The 472-nt window shown below is 47.2% G+C and carries 1 protein-coding gene; it reads left to right on the top strand.

The window, feature by feature from the left end:
• A partial coding sequence (locus A3751_RS00785; protein ID WP_304438989.1) for a nitrilase-related carbon-nitrogen hydrolase occupies positions 1-322 on the top strand: 322 nt, incomplete at its 5' end.
• Positions 323-472 lie beyond the last annotated feature (150 nt).

The following is a 472-nucleotide window of genomic DNA, read 5'->3' on the forward strand; positions in this document are numbered from 1 at the left end:
CAACGACGCGTGGTTCGGTGAATCAATTGGCCCTCTTCAGCACCTGCAACTTGCCCGCTTACGCGCTCTCGAAAACGGACGTTACATGGTCCGCGCAACGAATAACGGAGTAACCGCAATCATTAATACTAAGGGACAAATCGAAGAGCAGATTCCGCAGTTTTCCCAAGGCACTCTAGAAGGGCAAGTTCGAATATATGAAGGCGAAACCCCGTTCTCGCGAGTTGGATCAATGCCGATTCAGATCTTGTGTATATTTACTGTTTTCATCGGTGTATCTCTTCGCTGGAGGAGCAATAGCAATAAAGCACAGAGCCTTTAGCTCCAAAGATCTGTCTAAGATTGCGATCCGCTTCCATATTTGGTTTCAATGAGCTGTTGAACAGCTACACGCACCGCAAAAACTAAGATAAACTATGCGGCCCATTTTTTTACGCGGGTTTACTCCAAGAGCCCGCGTTGTATAGCGAAG

The organism is Oleiphilus sp. HI0080 (genome assembly GCF_001635135.1).